The sequence below is a fragment of the Megasphaera stantonii genome (genome assembly GCF_025567065.1).
Taxonomy (GTDB): Bacteria; Bacillota; Negativicutes; order Veillonellales; family Megasphaeraceae; genus Megasphaera; species Megasphaera stantonii.
In genome coordinates this window covers 180,482-196,299 of the sequence record NZ_JAOQKD010000001.1, presented here as the reverse complement: position 1 = coordinate 196,299, position 15,818 = coordinate 180,482, and the positions used below count along the sequence as shown (strand labels likewise).

16 protein-coding genes are annotated in these 15,818 nt (G+C 54.1%); all 16 read right to left on the bottom strand.

The genetic code is table 11. The features are described 5' to 3' along the window. Nucleotides 1-12 precede the first annotated feature (12 nt). Nucleotides 13-1,038, bottom strand: coding sequence for a phenylalanine--tRNA ligase subunit alpha (gene pheS, locus OCV58_RS00885; RefSeq protein ID WP_087477186.1), 1,026 nt, complete (start codon nucleotides 1,036-1,038; stop codon nucleotides 13-15). A gap of 287 nt (nucleotides 1,039-1,325) precedes the next feature. Further along, nucleotides 1,326-2,465 (bottom strand): acyl-CoA dehydrogenase family protein, encoded by a 1,140-nt coding sequence (locus OCV58_RS00880; RefSeq protein WP_087477172.1) that lies wholly within the window; start codon nucleotides 2,463-2,465, stop codon nucleotides 1,326-1,328. 33 nt (nucleotides 2,466-2,498) lie between these two features. Next, nucleotides 2,499-2,948 (bottom strand): PaaI family thioesterase, encoded by a 450-nt coding sequence (locus OCV58_RS00875; RefSeq protein ID WP_162860283.1) that lies wholly within the window; start codon nucleotides 2,946-2,948, stop codon nucleotides 2,499-2,501. After that, a complete protein-coding gene (locus tag OCV58_RS00870; RefSeq protein ID WP_095629360.1) occupies nucleotides 2,938-3,375 on the bottom strand; it encodes a PaaI family thioesterase in 438 nt (145 codons plus the stop codon). Before OCV58_RS00870 ends, OCV58_RS00875 begins: the two co-directional genes overlap by 11 nt. 462 nt (nucleotides 3,376-3,837) lie before the next feature. Further along, nucleotides 3,838-4,422, bottom strand: a complete 585-nt coding sequence (locus tag OCV58_RS00865; protein WP_095629361.1) for an outer membrane beta-barrel protein — start codon at nucleotides 4,420-4,422, stop codon at nucleotides 3,838-3,840. A gap of 109 nt (nucleotides 4,423-4,531) precedes the next feature. After that, nucleotides 4,532-5,578 (bottom strand): glycosyltransferase family 9 protein, encoded by a 1,047-nt coding sequence (locus OCV58_RS00860; protein WP_107195670.1) that lies wholly within the window; start codon nucleotides 5,576-5,578, stop codon nucleotides 4,532-4,534. Beyond that, a complete protein-coding gene (locus OCV58_RS00855) occupies nucleotides 5,571-6,605 on the bottom strand; it encodes a glycosyltransferase family 9 protein (protein WP_154876609.1) in 1,035 nt (344 codons plus the stop codon). The genes OCV58_RS00860 and OCV58_RS00855 overlap by 8 nt, the downstream gene beginning before the upstream one ends. After that, complete coding sequence (locus OCV58_RS00850) at nucleotides 6,592-7,113, bottom strand: D-glycero-alpha-D-manno-heptose-1,7-bisphosphate 7-phosphatase (protein ID WP_154876608.1); 522 nt, start codon at nucleotides 7,111-7,113, stop codon at nucleotides 6,592-6,594. Before OCV58_RS00850 ends, OCV58_RS00855 begins: the two co-directional genes overlap by 14 nt. Further along, entirely contained in the window at nucleotides 7,110-8,075 is a 966-nt protein-coding gene (gene rfaD / locus OCV58_RS00845; RefSeq protein WP_087478058.1) for an ADP-glyceromanno-heptose 6-epimerase, read from the bottom strand. Before rfaD ends, OCV58_RS00850 begins: the two co-directional genes overlap by 4 nt. Continuing rightward, complete coding sequence (rfaE1, locus tag OCV58_RS00840; protein WP_154876607.1) at nucleotides 8,072-9,553, bottom strand: D-glycero-beta-D-manno-heptose-7-phosphate kinase; 1,482 nt, start codon at nucleotides 9,551-9,553, stop codon at nucleotides 8,072-8,074. The genes rfaD and rfaE1 overlap by 4 nt, the downstream gene beginning before the upstream one ends. A 2-nt stretch (nucleotides 9,554-9,555) precedes the next feature. After that, nucleotides 9,556-10,050, bottom strand: coding sequence for a transcriptional regulator NrdR (gene nrdR, locus OCV58_RS00835; protein ID WP_154876606.1), 495 nt, complete (start codon nucleotides 10,048-10,050; stop codon nucleotides 9,556-9,558). Nucleotides 10,051-10,133: 83 nt separating this feature from the next. Next, a complete protein-coding gene (ftsZ, locus tag OCV58_RS00830; RefSeq protein WP_087478061.1) occupies nucleotides 10,134-11,162 on the bottom strand; it encodes a cell division protein FtsZ in 1,029 nt (342 codons plus the stop codon). Nucleotides 11,163-11,343: 181 nt separating this feature from the next. After that, nucleotides 11,344-12,294 (bottom strand): cell division protein FtsQ/DivIB, encoded by a 951-nt coding sequence (locus OCV58_RS00825; RefSeq protein WP_087478062.1) that lies wholly within the window; start codon nucleotides 12,292-12,294, stop codon nucleotides 11,344-11,346. Between the two features lie 24 nt (nucleotides 12,295-12,318). Next, nucleotides 12,319-13,248 (bottom strand): D-alanine--D-alanine ligase, encoded by a 930-nt coding sequence (locus tag OCV58_RS00820; RefSeq protein ID WP_162860322.1) that lies wholly within the window; start codon nucleotides 13,246-13,248, stop codon nucleotides 12,319-12,321. A gap of 31 nt (nucleotides 13,249-13,279) precedes the next feature. Next, on the bottom strand, nucleotides 13,280-14,659 hold the full coding sequence (murC, locus tag OCV58_RS00815) for a UDP-N-acetylmuramate--L-alanine ligase (RefSeq protein WP_087478063.1): 1,380 nt from the start codon (nucleotides 14,657-14,659) through the stop codon (nucleotides 13,280-13,282). A gap of 14 nt (nucleotides 14,660-14,673) precedes the next feature. Then, complete coding sequence (murG, locus tag OCV58_RS00810; protein WP_107195675.1) at nucleotides 14,674-15,807, bottom strand: undecaprenyldiphospho-muramoylpentapeptide beta-N-acetylglucosaminyltransferase; 1,134 nt, start codon at nucleotides 15,805-15,807, stop codon at nucleotides 14,674-14,676. Between the last annotated feature and the right edge of the window lie 11 nt (nucleotides 15,808-15,818).

Below are 15,818 nucleotides of genomic sequence, written 5' to 3'. Positions count from 1 at the left end.
TTTTCGTACCTCCTAGAACTGGTTCAAGAACCGCATGTCGTTTTCATAGAACAGGCGCAAGTCGTCGATTCCGTATTTCAGCATGGCAATGCGTTCGACGCCCATGCCGAAGGCGAAGGCGCTGACCTGATTGGGGTCATAGCCGTTCATGCGGAGCACTTCAAAGTTGGTCATGCCGCAGCCGAGGATTTCCAGCCAGCCCGTGTGCGAGCAGACGCGGCAGCCCTTGCCGCCGCACATGACGCAGGAAATGTCGACTTCGGCGCTCGGTTCCGTAAAGGGGAAATAGCTGGCGCGGAAGCGTACCTTCGTCTGCGGGCCAAAGATGTCGCGCAGGAAGTCTTCCAGCATGCCTTTTAAGTCGGAGAAGCGGATGCCCTTGTCGACGATCATGCCTTCCATCTGATGGAATACAGGCGAATGAGTCGCGTCGTAGTCGCAGCGGTATACCTTGCCCGGCGCGATGATTTTAAACGGTTCGTTCGGTTTGTGAGCCTGCAGCGTCCGCGCTTCCAGCGGCGACGTATGAGTCCGGAGCAGGATGTTCTGCGTTACGTACATAGAATCCTGCATATCCCGGGCCGGATGGTCTTCCGGCAAGTTCAGGCTTTGGAAATTATAGTAATCCGATTCGATGTCCGGACCTTCTACGATGGAAAAGCCCATGTTCAGGAAGGACTGTTCCATAAGACGGCGCGTCAAATGAAGGGGATGTTCGTGACCCATGACGGGTTTTCTGCCCGGCAGGGTAATATCTATCTTTTCCGACTGGATTTTCATTTCCAGGGATTTTTCCTTGAGTTCTTCCATACGAGCTTTCAAATGGTCTTCGATGATGCCCCGGGCCGTATTGACAAGCTGGCCGACCTGAGGCCGTTCTTCCTTGGAAAGATTTTTTAAATCCTTCATAATAGACGTCAGCTCGCCCTTTTTGCCCAAGTATTTGACGCGTATGTTCTGCACGTCCTGCAGAGCTTCGCTCTTGGCTATTTGTTCGTCTACTGCCGCTTTGATAGCTTCAATCTTATCGCTGATCATCGTCATTGATATATTCCTCCTCTAATACAAATAAAAAAAACTTCCGCCCCATGCAGGGGCGAAAGTTTTAATTCCGCGGTACCACCCTAATTGTGTCTCTCGCATTCTGTAACGGGAATACCCGTCCTGCCTACTCTGTTCAGCAGGAAGCTCGAAAGTGAACGCCCTGAATCCTCCGGGTGAAAGCTCTCAATCTACGGCTCTCACTTCCTGTAACCGGCTGCAAATCCAGTCTCTCTTTCTCATCGCCATAATACCCTATGCGGGGCTGTAACGTATATATTGTATCAATATAACGTCTTATTTGCAATAACCAAACGCTGAATTTGGTTCGTGCCTTCGTAAATCTGCATGATCTTAGCGTCGCGCATGTATTTTTCGACAGGATATTCTTTAATATATCCATAGCCGCCCATAACCTGTACGGCGTCGGTCGTAACGCGCATCGCCACGTCGGAAGCGTTGCATTTGGCAATGGCCGCTTCGCGGCTGAATTCCATGCCCTGGTCCTTCATCCAGCAGGCGCGGTGTACCAGCAGGCGGGCGCCTTCGATCTGCATAGCCATGTCGGCGATCATGCTCTGTACCATCTGGAACGAAGCGATGGGCTTGTCGAACTGCACGCGGACCTTGGCGTATTCGCAGCAGGCGCGGAAAGCAGCTTCGGCAATGCCGACAGAAACGGCGCCGACGAAGGGACGAGCCGCGTCAAGAGTATTCATGGCAATGCGGAAGCCCTGGCCTTCGCGGCCGAGACGGTCTTCCACGGGGACGAAGCAATCCTGGAAAATGAGTTCCGTCGTATTGGAAGCGCGGATACCCATCTTATTTTCTTCCTTGCCGATGGTAAAGCCCGGCGTACCCTTGCGGACGATGAATGCCGTCAGGCCGCGGACGCCGCCGGTCTTGCGCGTATTGGCGAATACGACGAAGACTTCGGCCAAGGCGCCGTTCGTAATGAAGCATTTCGTGCCGTTCAGGATATAGCCCTTTCCGTCTTCGGTCTTGACGGCGCGGGTCGATACGGAACCGGCGTCGGAGCCCGTGCCCGGTTCAGTCAAGGCGAAGGCTGCCAAATTATCCTGGTTGATGATATCGAAATACCGTTTTTTCTGGTCGTCGTTGCCGGCGATGATAACCGGGTAGGAGGCCAAGGCGTTGGCGGCGACCGTCGTAGCTACGCCGGCGCATCCCTTGCCTAATTCTTCATAAATGCCGGCAATCGTAACGGCGTCTAAGCCGGCGCCGCCGAATTCTTCCGGAATCGCTACGCCCAATAGCCCCTGGGCGGCTAATTTTTCCAACAGGCCTTCGTGCAGTTTTCCCGTTTCATCCATTTCAGAAGCATAGGGAACGATTTCCTTTTCTACTAAATCGCGGACGACTCTGATAAGTTCCTTTTGTTCGTCGTTATAAGCAAAATCCATTGTACTGACCAACCTTCCTTGTTTTTACGTTAGTTAAAGCATGCCAATGATATAAAAAGAAGACCGTCCCTTGACGACGACTGCACCCTGTTCGTTAAAACATTCGCATTCGACGACGATCGTCTTGCCGCCGTGATGAACGACCTGGCCGACGCCGTTCAGGCTTTCGCCGGAATTGACGCGGCGGATATAATTCATATTAATCTCCAGCGTCGTAACCTTGTAGCCCAGAGTACGGCTCGCCATACCCATCAGGGTATCGCAGAACGCAGCCAAAACGCCGCCCGAGGCGATGCCCCGGTAATTGCATAGATTCGGCGTAATTTCAAATTTAAGACGCACCCAACCTTCGGCGAAATCTTCGATCTTGCAGGGAAGATTTTTAAAATAGTGCTTCGGGTCCCGCATATCTGAATAAATGCGGCTAAGCCGTCTCTGCAGCTCTGCGTTCACATCTACATCTATGGGTTTATCAGCGGTCATGTCCCTCTCCACCTCCAAACGCATAGGGTCCGGTTACAAAAAACGTGCCCTTTCCATGAGCTAAATACCGGTCGTTGTTGTCATACAGGTCGCACAAGGCAACCATCGTCGTATGGCCGTTGTGAATGACCCGCGTTTCAGCGCGGATGACCGTATTGGAAAAAGCAGGACGAAGAAAATTCATGGACAAATCCAACGTGAGCACGGCTTTTCCATACACGGCGCAGGCCGTTTCCATCGCGGAAGCCGACATGGAATACAGGACGCCGCCGTACAAGGTGCCGTTGGGATTATCCCATTTCGTCCCTTTGTTTTGAAACTCTAACACCGTCAGTTGTTTATCTGCTGCAATGACGTGGAAATCCATAAACTGATCGAAAGGATTTCTCTGCAATTCGTCATCCAAGGCCTGTACATCAGCCTCCATCGACGCCATCCGCTCCTTTACTTCGTTGGATAAATATATAAATACCTTTATATTTTACTATATCGGCGCAAATACGTCAAACAAAATGGCGCAACTTCCTTGGGATGACAAAAAAAGCTGTGCGCAATGCACAGCTTTGCAACATGCCTGACCTGGTCTTTACCCCCACACTCGCCTGCTGGAAGGTTCGCTCATAGATGTGTATCCCCCACTACTACTTCTCTCGCCGTTTCGCGGCAGGTCTTACTTCTAGGCCGCACTATGATCAGAGCTGCTTTGAGCTCCTTACGTGGATCGCTTCGCCTGCGACTGGCATCGACTTTCAACCACAGCGCATGTTATTTCATATTATACGGAACGGAGCCGTTCCTTGTCAATGGATACACCAAGATGCGGCCCTGCGGCGCGTACTAAAAAGCGCCGCGTCAGTCCGACGCAGCGCTTTTGTTGATGAAATGAAATTTAGAATTTGTAGCCCATACCGACCTGCCAGCCTTCTACGTCATCATCGTAGTTATCCACGTCTACGCTGGCGCTGCGGTATTTTACATGAGCGTCCCAGCTCGACGTAATATCGTAGCCGACGCCGATTTCATAAGAATTAACGTCATCGCCGACGCCGACAGAAGCAAAGCCCTGCAGGCGGTCTGTAAGAGGCAGCTGGCCGCGGAGACCGAACTGATAACCATACGAATTCTTACCCGAATGCCACGTATCCGTGTCGACATAGGAGCCGCCGCCATAAATGGATAAATATGGCGCCAGGCGATAGTTGCCAACTACATAATGTTCGTTGATCTTATTTCCGTTATCGCCTTTCGTATAGTTATTAATATATTGAATATCCCATTTATCATTAAGGACATAGGTCAAATCGCCGCCGACAAAACGGCTTTCCGCACTGCGGTCGCCTTCTTCCTGATCAAACCCGAAGTTGACATTTGCTTTAAAATCACCAGCCTGAGGATTTCGTATAGGTGCAGCAAAAGAAACGGCACTAACCGAAACGAGGGCCGCTAATACGCTGGCCAACACTATCTTTTTCACGGGAAACACCTCCATCGTGTAATCATGCACTACTTATTTCATCATATGTCATATTACTTACATTATACTCTATTTGCCGCGAAAAGGCAAAAATAAGAAAGAGAAATTCTCATTCTTCTTTATAGCGCTCCAGCAATTCTTCTCCAGCCTGTATTACCTGGCTCAGAGGAATGACGGAAATGCCTTTGTATTTGCCTTCTTTAATGATTTTTTTCATGCTCTTGCCCACTTCGTAATGGGTCGTCGATTCCAATACGATAGCCCGGTCTGTATAGGGCCCGTAAAATTTGGGATTGCTCGGCCCGTACAAGGCGACGAGGGGTACGCGCTGGCTTACGGCAATGTGCATAGGACCGCTGTCGTTCGTAATAAACAGGGAGCAGCGCCTAATCGCAGCGGCCAGTTCGCCGATCGAAAATTTTCCCGTCCCTACGACAGGTTTATGCCGCATCAGCGATACGGCTTCGCCGACCATCTCTTCGTCCATCGTACCGCCAAAGAATACGCACGTATAGCCTTTATCGGCAAAGTAATCGGCGACGGCGGCGAACCGGTCGGGAGGCCAGCGTTTCTGGGGCACGGCGCTGCCGATGTTGAAGCCGACGAGCTTATCATTCGGCCCTACGCCCTGAGACGCGTAGAAATCATCGGCCGTTTTATCCCATGCGGGGCAGGTAACCAGCTGCAGGCCGTCGTTTCGGTAATCGTCGATGCCCAGCTGAACCAGCACGTTGAGATACATATCGGCGGCGTGAAAATGGAGGCGATCCAGCCGCGTATACGTGTCCATAAAAGGCCGAATCAAAAAATGACTCATGCCGACGAACTGCTTCGCCTGGATGGCCGCCGCTAAAAACGATGTCCGTTCATTAGGATGAAGATTTATCAAAATGTCGTAATGATTTTTGTGCAGCTCCCGCCCAATACGCCACAGCGCGCCAACTGAATTGTCCTTGCCTTTTTTGTCGACAGTCACGATATGATCCACGTTCGGATTGTAGCGCACGACGTCGGCCACTTTTTCGTCAACGACGAGGGTGATATCCGATCCGTGAGCATGACGGCGCAGTACCTGCAGAAAGGGCGTAATCAGCACCAAATCGCCTAAATGCATTAAGAAGGTTACGATAATTCGTTTGTGACGCAAATTAATCATTATCTGCCTCCTTTACGATGTCCGTATATGTCTCCCAGACCCTGTCGACGGATATCTGTTTCATGCAGTCCGGGTCGTCGACGAGGGGCTGCTCCTGCGTCGCCGCCGACGTAGGCGAAATAATCATATGGATGTATTCGCTGCGGGCGCCGCCGTACGGCCCCGTCCGATCCGGACAGGTCGGGCCAAACAGGGCGATCAGCTCCTTCTTCAGGGCATTGGCAATATGCAGCGGCCCCGTATCGGCACTGATGTACAAGCGGGACATGCCAATAGCCGCCATGAGCTCGCGTAAACTGGTCTTTCCTGTATAATCAAACAGACGCGGCGACGCAACGCCTTCGGCAATGGCCCTCCCCTTCGGCACATCGTCGCCGCTGCCCAACAGGACGACGTTCATGCCACCTTGGACAACGCGGCGCAGAAACTCCTGCCAATACGGAACAGGCCATTCCTTTACGTCCCACCGCGCGCCGGGCACGACGGCAATATAAGGGCCCGTCATGCCATCGGCAGCAAATCGCCCTGAAAGCGACGCTTTTTCCGCGTCGACAGACGGAAGAGGAAATTCGACGCCGTCTACAGCGCCGCCTAAAGCGCGTACCGTATCCAAATACCGTTCGATGACGTGATCGAATTTATGCTGCCCCGTCAGCCCTTTGCTGACCAGGAAGCTGCCTTCGCGCATTTCCCAGTAGCCGTATTTTTCCTTCGCGCCGCTGCAGAAGGCGACGATCGCGCTTTTGGCCAGCCCCTGCAAATCGAGGCACATATCGAAATGATATCCGTGCAAGGTCCGGCGCAGCTCCTTCAAATAGGATAGCGATTTCAGCCTCTTCTTATCGATGTACACGACGTCGTCGATATAGGGTTTACCCGGCAGGACGGCGGAAAACTGCTTGTGCACGGCCCAGACGATGCGCGCGCCGGGGCAGTTTTTCCGCAGGGCGTACAGCGTCGGCAGCGCGTGCAGCACGTCGCCGAGGGAACTCATTTTGACGATGAGGATATTCTTATATGGTTTCACGGCATTTCCCTTCTTTTACGATCTTTCGGACGAAATCGAGCAGGGAACCGCCTTCAAATAAATACGACGGCACGCCGGCCCGTTCGCCGCACTCCACGTCGCGGGGCATATCGCCGATCATGACCGACGCGGTCAGGTCGATATCCCAATCGGCCGCCGCCTGCAAAATCATGCCCGGCGCAGGCTTGCGCCAATCGCTCTGTTTATCGTAGGCCTTGACCGGCGCGCCTTCCAGATACGGGCAGTAATACACGGCCGTGACCTTGCCGCCGGCTTCTTCTATCTGCCGGCACATCCAGTTGTGAAGGCGACGCACGTCTTCTTCCGTATAGTAGCCGCGGGCAACGCCGCTCTGGTTCGTCACGACGACGACATCGTAGCCTTCCTTCGTCAGCCAGGCGACGGCTTCCTTCGCCCCGTCAATCCATTCAAAATCTTCCACACGGCTTAAATAGCCCTTGTCGACGTTGAGGACGCCGTCGCGGTCAAAAAACACGGCCTTTCTCATTCGTAGTACCCGCCGCTCTTTTCGAGGATGCTGCAGTATTCCTTTACTGCTTCGTCGAGAAGGGTAAAGCCCCGGTCGTAGCCGGCCTTCATCAGCTTCTGCGTATCGGCCTGGGTATAGCTCTGATATTTCCCCTTAAGGACTTCCGGGAAAGGAACGTACTCGATATGCCCTTTGCCGCAGTAATCGATGATGCCCTGGACAAATTCATTGAACGTATGACCTACGCCGGTGCCGCAGTTGTAAATGCCCGACAGCTCCGGATGTTCCCAGAAATAAAATACGACGTTGACGACGTCTTTGACGTAGATAAAATCGCGAATCTGGCCGCCGTCCTCATAGCCCGCCGTACCGGCAAACAAGGTGATTTTGCCCGTTTCCTGCAGTTCGTTGTATTTTTGGAAAATGAGGGACGCCATGCGGTCCTTGTGATTTTCCTGAGGCCCAAAGACGTTGAAGTACCGGAAGCCTACGATCTGGCTCTTCGCCAAGGGCATGACGCGGCGGACGAAGCGGTCGAACTGCAGCTTGGAATAGGCGTAGGGATTGAGAGCCTGCTCGCACTGCGGTTCTTCGCGGAAGCCGTTCTTGCCGCTGCCGTAGGTCGACGCCGACGATGCATACAGGAAGGGAATCTTGCGCTGCATGCAGTAGCGCAGCAGGTTCTTGCTGCCTTCGTAATTGTTCTTCATCATATAGCGGCCGTCGTAGTTCATCGTATCGGAGCAGGCTCCTTCATGGAATACGACGTCAATATAGCCGCAGTCAAAGGTATCGTCGGCCATCTGCATGTCGAAATCTTCATAGTCCATGTAATCGTAGAACGAAAGGCCCTGAAGATTGCGGCATTTGCGTCCGTCCGTCAAGTCGTCGACGATGAGGATATCGTCGATTCCCCGGTTATTCAGTTGTTTTACTATATTGCTGCCGATAAATCCGGCGCCGCCTGTTACGATTTTCATAGTTTACCCTCCTTCGCCAAAGAGGCGATTTTCTGTACTAATCCCGTCGTAGAATATCCTTCTTCAAAGGATATGATTTCTACGCGCTTTACATATTCCCTGCCGACGACCTCTTCGGCCTTATAGTCGCCGCCCTTTACGAGGATATCCGGCCGCAGCACGCTGAGCAGCTCTGCCGGCGTATCTTCCGTAAAAATGACGACTTCGTCGACGCAGCCGAGGGCGCTCAGCAATACGGCCCGGTCCTCCTCGTGGACGAGAGGGCGCGTTTCGCCTTTCAGCCGACGCACCGACGCATCGGAATTCAAGCCGACGACGAGATGCTGTCCCAGCATGGCCGCCTGCTGCAGATACAGGACGTGGCCGCGGTGCAGGATATCGAAGCAGCCGTTCGTAAAGACAACCGTTTCGCCCTGCTTCTGCCACTGCCGTATTTTTTCCGCCGTTTCTTCCCTACTCAGGGCCTTGTACGGAGCCCAGCGATTAGGATGCCATTCCTGCCACAGCTTCAGCAGCTCGCTGCGGTGAATCGGATAGGTCCCGACCTTCGTGACGACAATGCCTGCCGCCGCATTGGCAACCTGCAGGCTCGTGCGAATCGACAAATGACTAGCCACGGCCGCCAAAAAGGCCGCGGCAACGGTATCGCCGGCGCCGGATACGTCGAACACTTCCTGAGCCGTCGCTGGATTGTTCCATACCTTGCCGTCCTTGCGAATAACTGTAATCCCCTTTTCCGACCGCGTGACCATGATATGAGCGAAATCATACTGCTCGTGGAGCCTGCGCGCCGCATCCACGACGGCCTGGCCTTCGTTAGGGATCCTTTCACCGCAGCAGTCTCCCAGTTCCTTAATATTAGGCGTCACAAAATCAGCGCCGTTGTACTTATGCCAGTCACTGCCCTTCGGGTCGACGAGGACGGGAATTCCCGCCCTGCGGGCCCGTTCGATAACCAGTTGGGACATTCGGTCCGTTAGAACGCCTTTTTTATAATCCGACAAAATCATGCCGTCTAAGCCCTGCGCGATGCGCTGGTCCAGCCAGGCCGCCAAGGCGTCTTCTTCTTCCCTTTCAAAGGGGACGGCGTCTTCAAAATCCAGCCGTACCATTTGCTGACGCGAGCCAAGGACCCGTACCTTCGTCGTCGTCACGTGGCCCTTGCGTACGACCATCCCCGTACCGTCAATACCGGCGTCGTCCAGCAGGCCGCGCAAAAGAGCGGCGTTTTCATCGTCGCCGACTAAGCCGGCCAAATATACTCGGCAGTCTAAATTCGCCAGGTTGGCGGCTACGTTCGCCGCACCTCCCAGGACCGATGAAATGCGGTTGACCTTATTGACCGGCACGGGCGCTTCCGGAGAAATGCGGTCCACGCTGCCGAAGACGTAACGGTCGACCATGATATCGCCGACGACGGCAATGCGCAGCTTCGGCAACGCGTCGTTTAAAAAGTTGTCAATATACCCTTCAGTCATACTTACTCCTCGATGTCATGCTGCTCTTCTGCAGTTTCCTTCTTTTTCGTTCCCATCAAATGCTCCAGCTCAGCCATAAAGCTTTCCAAATCGGCAAATTTCCGATATACCGACGCGAACCGGATATAGGCGACTTCATCGATAGACTTGAGTTCGTCCAAGACCATTTCGCCGATTTTCTCGCTCGTGACTTCCTGAGCCAGAGAATTCCGTATATCCCGTTCTACGTGAGAAACGATGTCTTCCAGCTGCTGTCGCGTTATCATCCGCTTATTGCTGGCCCGCAGCAGACCGTTCAATATCTTGCTGCGGTCGAAGAGCTCGCGGCTGCCGTTGCGCTTAATGACGATGAGCGGCGATTCTTCCACCATCTCGTACGTCGTAAACCGCCGGCCGCAGCTCTGGCACTCCCGGCGGCGGCGAATGGCTCTGCCGTCGTCCGTAGCCCGCGAATCGGTTACTTTGGTATCGTCATGCTTGCAAAAAGGACATTTCATGATGTATTCCTCCTAACGCGCGCGCTGCGCGGGGAATTTTGAAAAAAAGCGGGTCCCTAAGGATCCGCTTTTTACTGTACTGCTTATCTCATCCACGTAGGAATTTCTACGCCGCCGGCATCTTTGGAATCTCCGGCTTTAAGTCCGCCCGCCTGTCCGAAGGAAGGAATCGAAGACGGTTCTTTGCCAAATCCAGTCGCAACGACAGTAATGCGAATCGAATCTTCCATATCCGGGTCAATAACGGAACCGAAGATGATATTGGCATCAGGATCAACAGCTTCGGCAACTTTTTCCGCCGCTTCATTGATTTCATATAAGCTGATATCCGGGCCGCCCGTGACGTTGAGCAGGATGCTCTGCGCGCCGTCGATGCCCATTTCCAGGAGCGGGCTGTGGATCGCGCTGTCGACGGCTTCGACGGCTCTGTTTTCGCCGGAGCCTACGCCGATGCCCATGATCGCTTCGCCCTGATCGGACATGATCGTCTTGACGTCGGCAAAGTCGAGATTGATGAGGCCCGTCGTCGTAATCAAATCGGAAATGCCCTGCACGCCCTGGCGGAGAACGTCGTCGGCTACGAGGAACGCGTCTTTGAGCGGCGTCTTTTTATCGATAATCTGGAGCAGCTTATCGTTCGGAATCGTAATGATCGTATCGACCTTTTCCTTCAGATAAGCCGCGCCCTTTTCGGCCTGTTCCTTACGGCGTTTGCCTTCAAAAGCAAAGGGCTTCGTTACGACAGCAACGGTCAGCGCGCCCATTTCCTTGGCGCATTCCGCTACGATAGGAGCCGCGCCCGTGCCGGTGCCGCCGCCCATGCCTGCCGTGATGAAGACCATATCAGCGCCCTGAAGGGCTTTGATGATTTCTTCCTTGCTTTCCAAAGCGGCCTGTTCGCCGACCTGAGGATTGGCGCCGGCGCCGAGGCCGCGCGTCAATTTTTCGCCGATCTGGAGCTTAACGTCGGCCTGCGATACTTCCAATACCTGATCTTCCGTATTCACGGAAATGAACTGCACGCCCTGCAGACCGCTTTCTATCATACGGTTGACGGCGTTGTTTCCGCCGCCGCCGACACCAATTACTTTTATATTTGCAAACTCTGCCATACTTCTGTTTCCTCCTTCAAATTCGTCAGCACTGCTATATATAGATAGGATTCTATATTATTTTACACTATATCGGAAAAATTATCTACATCTTTTTTTAAATCTTTCGGGCCGCTCAACGGCTCAGTTACGGGCTTTCGCCTGTCGTCAGCCCCCCTTGCCGGAGCAATCCGGCGTCTGGTTACTTACTCTTGACGGACGGAGCGCCGGGCGTCGTGTCGATATATTGAACCAGCAAATGGTTGCTGTCTACTTCCCGCAGCAGCTCGTCGGTAATGGCCGCCCGTTCGACGGGCTTATCGCCCTTGCCCAAGTGAACGGGCAGCGAGTCCGTCGTATAGGCAATGATATTGTCCGGATTGCCTACGTTAATTTCAGCCATATGTTTCAATACGTCCGGCGGCAAATTCTGCAAATATTCCAGGCCGGCCCGGAGGGCGGGATCGGCTATGGTATCCCCCAGCAGCAGCGTATCGACCTTTTTCCCAGTCATAATCGGCACGGATACGCCTTCTATCTGCGGCTCCAGCTCTATGACGACGCCGTCCTTATCCACGTAGGCAAAGCCGTACATCGTCATGACGATAGCAGCCGCCTTCCGCTCGGTCAGCGTCACCTGTATCGTCGCAGGGAACTGCCGTTCTACGACGGCGCTGCTGATGCGCAGATCTTTTTCCAGCCGATTCTTCAGCTCGTCCGGCGACAGCTGCACGACGTTGACGTAGCCCGGAACGCCGCCGGCCCGGTATATATCATCCGTCGTCAGCGTTTCATTTCCCTGAATGACCAGTGTGCCGAAGGGAACGGCGGCGAAGCGCAGAAAGACCCACAGCAGCAGGACGAACAGGACGATGCCGACAGCCGTCAGGCGTCCCTTGCGCTTCTGCTTCCGCTTTTTCTTTATCTTCTCGCGCTTTATGCGCCGCTTCCGACGGCGTGTTTCTTCTTCCTGCAGCTGCTGCCGCCGTTCGGCTTCGCGCCGGTTTCCGTACAAATCGTCCAGCGGATCATGCGCCAAATGGGGCGGCACGAACACGTCGCTCGTATGCTTAAACGCTGCCGCGTTGTCCGGCTTCCGCCGCGAAGTTGTATCCGATGTAAATTGGTAATTACGATAGTTTTCTTTCTTCATGCTACATCCTAACGTACTGTGCAGTTAAAACTTGCCGACAGAGGCTTCCAATAAAATTTTTTCGCACAAGTCTTCAAAGGACAATCCCATCGCGATAGCCGCGTCAGGCACGAGGCTCGTCGCCGTCATGCCGGGCACGGTGTTGATTTCCAGGACGAACGGTTCTCCCTGGCTGTTCGTCATGATGTCGACGCGGGCGACGCCGCTGCACTGGCACAGGTGGAAGACCTGCAGGGCTAAATCCTGCATTTTCTTCGTCAGTTCCGGCGAAATCGGCGCCGGGCAGAGATGCTTCGTCACGCCGGGCGTATATTTCGAATAGTAATCATACCGCCCCGTGCTGGGAACGATTTGAATGACCGGCATAGCCATGTCGTCCATGACGGCGACGGTAAATTCTTCTCCGTCGAGAAAGGCTTCGGCGATGATGGCCGGACCGTAACGGAAGGCTTCATCCAGAGCCGCCCGAATATCCGACGCGTCGCTGACGATGACCGTCCCGATCGTCGACCCCTGGGCCGACGACTTGATGACCACGGGCAGCGAAAAGCGACGCCCAATATCGTCAGCTATATAGTCCAAGCCCTGGGCCGAGAAATAATAGGCGAAGGGAGCCGTCGGAATACCGGCGCCCTGAAAAGCGCATTTGCTCACGACCTTACTCATGCCGACGGCGCTGGCCATGACGCCGGGACCCGTATAGGGAAGGCCCATCATTTCGCAAAGCCCCTGCAGCACGCCGTCTTCGCCGTACCGGCCGTGCAGGGCGTTGAATACGACGTCAATATTTTTTTCCTTAAGCGTCTCTACCAGCCGCTCCGGCACCAGTTCAATCGTCTCTACAGCGTAGCCTTTCGTCGTCAACGCTTTGGCAATAGCCGCGCCGGTATTGCGCGATACTTCTGCTTCCGACGACGGGCCGCCGACGACGACGGCAATTTTTTTCTGTTTCATCGTTTCTATAGTAGTGTTCATGTTTTTAATCTTATCCTTTTGCTTCCGCCAAGTATTGTTCTCCCACTTTATAAATGTCTCCGGCTCCCATGGTAATGATTAAATCCAGCGGCCGGGCATGTTCTTTCAAATATGTGACGACGTCTTCCGTATGGGGAATGTAGATGACGTCCTGTCCGGTCTTTTCGCGAACCTTATCGGCAATAAGCCGGCCCGTCACGCCCGGAATAGGATCTTCGCCGGCGCTGTATACGTCGGTCACAATGAGGACGTCGGCTTTAGCAAAGGCCGAGCCGTAATCTTCAAGAAGGAGCTGCGTCCGCGTATAGCGGTGCGGCTGAAACAGGCAGACGACGCGGTGCGTGCCCATGTCGCGGGCCGCCGTGAGGGTGGCGTTGATTTCCGTCGGGTGATGGGCATAATCGTCGACGACCCATACGTCGCCGGCAAAGCCTTTCGTTTGAAAGCGCCGCTTTGCGCCGTGAAAATGGGACAACGCTGAAGCTACCTGACTGAAGGAAATGCCGCAGCGCAGCGCCACAGCCGTCGTCGCCAGCGCGTTCAGGACATTGTGCCGTCCCGGCACGTTCAGCATCAGTTCGCCCAGCGTCTCGCCGTGAAACAGCACGTCAAAATACAGCTTGCCCTTGGCATAATGGAGATTCCGAGCCTGATAATCCGCCTCAGCCTCGATGCCGTACGTCAGATACCGGCGCTGCAGAGACGGCGCCAGACGGCGGATGTATTCGTTTTCAAAGCACAGGACGGCCAGCCCCTGCTCGGCGTCCAGCTTCTGTATAAACTCCTTAAAGGCTTCGACGACGTTGTCCATGGAGCCGTAATGATCCATGTGATCGGCGTCGATATTGGTTACGACAGCGATATACGGCGACTGCTTCAGGAAGGTCCCGTCGCTTTCGTCGGCTTCGGCAATGACGTATTCGCCTTTGCCTAAAATCGAATTGCTGTGCAGGTAATCGACTTCACCGCCGATGACGATAGTCGGTTCCAGATGGCTTTCTTCAAAGACCTGGCCGAGCATGGACGACGTCGTCGTCTTGCCGTGCGCTCCGGCGACGGATATGCCCTTGCCCCAGGTCATGATATGTACCAGCGCGTCGGACCGATGTATCACCGGGATATGCCTCCGCCGCGCTTCTACTACTTCTGCGTTCGTTTCGCGAATTGCCGAAGAGATGACGACGACTTCGGCATCCTGCAGATTTTCCGCCTTCTGGCCGATGCAGATGCGCGCGCCCTGTTCGGCAAATTTATCCGTAATGGCCGACCGCTTGAGGTCCGACCCCGATACGATATATCCTTTTTCTATGAAAACGTTGGCTATTGCCCGCATGCCTGCGCCGGCAATGCCGATAAAATGTACTTTTCGTACGTCGTTGAGATTGACCATGGTCTTACACATCCTTACTTTGCGCTGCTTCCCGTGCGTCGGCGCGCAATCGATAACGCCAGCTTCGCAATGTCGTGAGCGGCTTGAGGCCGGCCCAGAGCCTTGCTGGCCTTGGCCATGGAAGCTAACGCTTCCGGATCTTCTTTTAAATGAAGGATTTCTTCCAGCAAATCCTTACCGGTCAGCATCTTGTCCAGGATCATCTTAGCCGCGCCGCACATGACCAGGGCCTGGGCGTTGTACCGCTGATGATCTTCCGCCGCGTAGGGATAGGGAATCAAAATCGAAGGAACGCCCCGCACCGTCAATTCAGCCAACCCGACAGCGCCGGCACGATATACGGCCAAATCAGCCGCCGCCAACGCTTCCGGCATCTGATGCAGGTACGGTATAATACGGCTTCCCTCGCCGTACCGCCCTTTGCCGTCGATGCCTTCGAGCTGCTTGACGACACGGTCGTACTCGTGGTCTCCCGTAATATGAAGAATCTGTATGTCCTTGACATCCTTAAAATACCGATGCACTTCAATCATGGCCGAGTTGATACTGCGCGCCCCGCGGCTGCCGCCGGCGACGAGGAGCGTAAATTTATGCGGGTCCAGCCCAAGCAGGCTGCGCCCTTCTTCCTTGCTTACCGTCAAAATATCCTTGCGGACAGGATTTCCCGTATACACGAGATTTTCTTTTTTCTTAAACCGGCCGGCCGCTTCCCTATATCCCAGGGCGACGCGGTTGGCAAACTTGCTCAAAATCAAATTGGTCACGCCGGGGATGACGTTTTGCTCCTGCACGAGCGTCGGAATACCGCTCAGGCTGGCCGCCAGCAGCACGGGGCCGCAGACGAATCCGCCCGTACCGATGACGACTTCCGGCTTAAACCGATGAATAATGCGTTCGGCCTTAAATACGCTTCCCGCCGTCTTTCCCAGCGTCACTACGTTGCGGAAGGAAATGCGGCGTTCCAGTCCCCGTACGTCTATGGTCACAAAAGGCAGTCCTTCTTTAGGAATCAGCGTATTTTCCAACCCTATCTTCGAGCCTACGTAGAGAAACTCCGTCGGCTCGATATCGGCAATAGCGCGGGCAATTGTTATTGCCGGATAGATATGGCCGCCTGTTCCGCCTCCTGAAATAATTACTCGACCCATGTTTTTGCCCC

Bases quoted from the DNA above. Each gene is read 5' to 3' on its own strand.
- OCV58_RS00850 (WP_154876608.1), bottom strand. From the start codon at position 7,113: ATGAGAAAGGCCGTGTTTTTTGACCGCGACGGCGTCCTCAACGTCGAC.
- murG (WP_107195675.1), bottom strand. From the start codon at position 15,807: ATGGGTCGAGTAATTATTTCAGGAGGCGGAACAGGCGGCCATATCTAT.
- OCV58_RS00860 (WP_107195670.1), bottom strand. From the start codon at position 5,578: ATGATTAATTTGCGTCACAAACGAATTATCGTAACCTTCTTAATGCAT.
- OCV58_RS00880 (WP_087477172.1), bottom strand. From the start codon at position 2,465: ATGGATTTTGCTTATAACGACGAACAAAAGGAACTTATCAGAGTCGTC.
- OCV58_RS00825 (WP_087478062.1), bottom strand. From the start codon at position 12,294: ATGAAGAAAGAAAACTATCGTAATTACCAATTTACATCGGATACAACT.
- nrdR (WP_154876606.1), bottom strand. From the start codon at position 10,050: ATGAAATGTCCTTTTTGCAAGCATGACGATACCAAAGTAACCGATTCG.
- OCV58_RS00820 (WP_162860322.1), bottom strand. From the start codon at position 13,248: ATGAAACAGAAAAAAATTGCCGTCGTCGTCGGCGGCCCGTCGTCGGAA.
- OCV58_RS00875 (WP_162860283.1), bottom strand. From the start codon at position 2,948: ATGACCGCTGATAAACCCATAGATGTAGATGTGAACGCAGAGCTGCAG.
- ftsZ (WP_087478061.1), bottom strand. From the start codon at position 11,162: ATGGCAGAGTTTGCAAATATAAAAGTAATTGGTGTCGGCGGCGGCGGA.
- murC (WP_087478063.1), bottom strand. From the start codon at position 14,659: ATGGTCAATCTCAACGACGTACGAAAAGTACATTTTATCGGCATTGCC.
- rfaD (WP_087478058.1), bottom strand. From the start codon at position 8,075: ATGAAAATCGTAACAGGCGGCGCCGGATTTATCGGCAGCAATATAGTA.
- OCV58_RS00870 (WP_095629360.1), bottom strand. From the start codon at position 3,375: ATGGAGGCTGATGTACAGGCCTTGGATGACGAATTGCAGAGAAATCCT.
- pheS (WP_087477186.1), bottom strand. From the start codon at position 1,038: ATGATCAGCGATAAGATTGAAGCTATCAAAGCGGCAGTAGACGAACAA.
- rfaE1 (WP_154876607.1), bottom strand. From the start codon at position 9,553: ATGACTGAAGGGTATATTGACAACTTTTTAAACGACGCGTTGCCGAAG.